Raw genomic sequence first — 3,075 nt, forward strand, 5'->3', positions numbered from 1 at the left:
GCAATTTATCAATAGAATTAATAGTTACGGATTAAATAAAAAACAGGGTTTACAAATTAAAGGAGAAGGACAACCAGTAATTCCACAACCAGGAGCTAAAAATTGGTATGGCACCACGTTGCCTTGGATGGCATTTGGATATGGTGTTTCTATGACGCCTTTACAAACACTTTCCTTGTATAATGCGGTAGCAAATGATGGTAAAATGGTAAAGCCAATTTTTGTAAGCGAAATAAAAGAGTGGAGTAAAACCATTAAAAAATACGATCCTGAGGTAATTAATCCGAAAATATGTTCTGATGAAACTTTATTAAAAGTTAGAAAAGTATTGGAAAATGTAGTTAAAAACGGGACAGGTAAAAGTTTGTATTCTGCTGATTTTTCAATGGCTGGTAAAACAGGAACTGCTCAGGTAAACTATAGTAAAGCAGAAATGTCATATGCGTCTTCTTTTGTGGGTTATTTTCCTGCAGACCAACCAAAATATTCTTGCATAGTTGTGGTGCATAATCCAGATAAATCAAAAGGATATTATGGAGCTGATGTAGCGGGACCTGTATTCAAACGTATTGCACAAAAAATATTTACAGATGTTCCAAACACAAATAAGTTTACTAACATCAAATTAAAAAGTAAAAAACAAGAAGCTTTATACAGCGAATTTGAAAAAAAATCTCAAGGAAACACAAACAAAGTGCCAAACGTAAAAGGAATGGCAGGAATGGATGCGGTTTCTTTATTAGAAAATTTAGGGTTTAAAGTAAAATTTATTGGAGTTGGAAAAGTAAAAAAACAATCCATCAATCCAGGTGAAACATTCAAGAAAAATCAAATCATTACAATAGAATTATCGTGAGCCAGTTAAAAGACATATTATATAAAGTTGCCATTGAATCAGTTCACGGTTCTACTGATTTGACTATAGAAAAAATCGAGTTCGATTCCAGAAAAGTGTCTAACAATGATGTTTTTGTAGCAATTAAAGGCACACTTTCAGACGGACATCAATTTATTGACAAAGCCATTTCTTTGGGTGCATCGGTTATCGTTTGTGAAGTTTTACCAACAACATTATCAGAAAATTGCACGTATGTGAAGGTGCAAAATTCTAATCAAGCTTTAGCCTTTTTATCAGCAAATTATTACGATAATCCGTCAGAAAAACTAAAATTAGTTGGGATTACAGGCACAAACGGAAAAACCACAATCGCCTCATTATTGTATCAAATGTTTAAAAAAGCAGGATACAAAGTAGGATTATTGTCAACTGTAAAAATAATGGTTGATGAGGTAGAATATAAAGCTACTCATACAACACCAGATTCGCTAACTATTAATAAATATTTAGATGAAATGGTTGCGGTAGGTTGCGAATTCTGTTTTATGGAAGTTTCCTCACACGGAATTCATCAAAAACGTACCGAATCTTTACATTTTGAAGGTGGCGTGTTTACTAATTTATCACACGATCATTTAGATTATCACGAAACATTTGCAGAATATAGAGATGTAAAAAAATCATTTTTCGACGGATTGCCAAAATCTGCTTTTGCTATCACAAATGTTGATGATAAAAATGGTGAGGTAATGTTTCAAAATACGACAGCAAGAAAAAAAACCTACGCCTTAAAAACGTATGCCGATTTTAAAGCACAAATATTAGAAAATCAATTAACGGGATTGGTTTTAAAAATCAATAACGAAGAAGTTTGGACGAAACTAATCGGTTCGTTTAACGCATATAATATTTTAGCCATTTACGGTGTGGCACTCGAATTAGGAATAGAAAGCACAGAAGCATTACGATTATTGTCTGAATTAGAAAGTGTTTCAGGTCGTTTTCAGTTTGTAGTTTCTGCTACCAAAATTACAGCAATTGTGGATTACGCACATACGCCAGATGCGTTAGAAAACGTGCTGAAAACAATAGAAAATATTCGTACTAAAAACGAACAATTATATACCATCGTAGGGTGTGGTGGAGATAGAGATAAAACGAAGCGACCAATTATGGCAAATATTGCAGCTTCTTTTAGTGATAAAGCCATTTTTACTTCGGACAATCCAAGAACCGAAAATCCTCAAACCATAATTGATGAAATGGAAGCAGGAGTAGAGGCTCAGAATTATAAAAAAACAGTAGCTATTTTAGATAGAAAACAAGCCATAAAAACCGCTTGTCAAATGGCAAATTCAGGCGACATTATTCTGATTGCAGGAAAAGGCCACGAAACCTATCAAGAAATAAACGGAGTCCGTCAGGATTTTGACGATATGCAAATCGTACAAGAAATATTAAAACAATTAGAAAAATAAAACTCAATAAATAAATCCCAAATTCCAATTTTGGAATTAGTAAATCATAAGATTTGGAATTTGGAATTTTAAAAGTTTGGAATTTAAACCCAAAAATTATGTTATACTACATCTTTAAATACTTAGACGAAGCGTACAATTTGCCAGGTGCAGGTTTGTTTCAATATATCACGTTCCGTTCTGGAATTGCGGTGATTTTATCGTTGTTAATTTCTACCATTTATGGAAAAAGAATTATCAACTATTTACGAAACAAACAAGTAGGTGAAACTGTTCGTGAGTTAGGTTTAGATGGGCAAGTGCAAAAAGCAGGAACGCCAACTATGGGTGGTTTAATCATTATTTTAGCTACGCTGGTTCCGGTTTTGCTATTGGCGAAATTAGATAACATTTATATCATTTTGCTTTTGGTGACAACTATTTGGATGGGAAGTATTGGTTTTTTAGACGATTATATTAAAGTTTTCAAAAAAGACAAAGAAGGTTTAAAAGGTAGGTTTAAAGTCATTGGACAAATTGGGCTTGGAATTATTGTTGGAGTGACTTTATATTTTCATCCAAATGTAACAATCAAAGAGGATGTAGTGCTTAAAAAGCAAGGAATAGAAACGATAATTAAAACTACTTCACCTGAAGTGAAATCAATGGAAACGACCATTCCATTTATGAAAAATAACACGTTTGATTATGCGGAATTACTATCATTTATGGGTGATGATTATCAAAATTGGGCTTGGTTAATTTTTATTCCGGTAGTTA

At 33.0% G+C, this 3,075-nt stretch carries 2 protein-coding genes and 1 pseudogene; all 3 read left to right on the plus strand.

What is annotated here, in order from left to right; all coding sequences use genetic code 11:
- A partial coding sequence (locus ACIQ11_RS09990) for a penicillin-binding transpeptidase domain-containing protein (RefSeq protein ID WP_396154511.1) occupies positions 1 to 856 on the plus strand: 856 nt, incomplete at its 5' end.
- Positions 853 to 2,316 (plus strand): UDP-N-acetylmuramoyl-L-alanyl-D-glutamate--2,6-diaminopimelate ligase, encoded by a 1,464-nt coding sequence (locus tag ACIQ11_RS09995; protein ID WP_396154513.1) that lies wholly within the window; start codon positions 853 to 855, stop codon positions 2,314 to 2,316. The genes ACIQ11_RS09990 and ACIQ11_RS09995, both read left to right, overlap by 4 nt.
- 98 nt (positions 2,317 to 2,414) lie before the next feature.
- Positions 2,415 to 3,075: pseudogene (locus tag ACIQ11_RS10000) on the plus strand (phospho-N-acetylmuramoyl-pentapeptide-transferase); the annotation flags it as partial.

It is taken from the genome of Flavobacterium sp. (assembly GCF_044361065.1).
In the GTDB taxonomy this organism is placed as follows: domain Bacteria; phylum Bacteroidota; class Bacteroidia; order Flavobacteriales; family Flavobacteriaceae; genus Flavobacterium.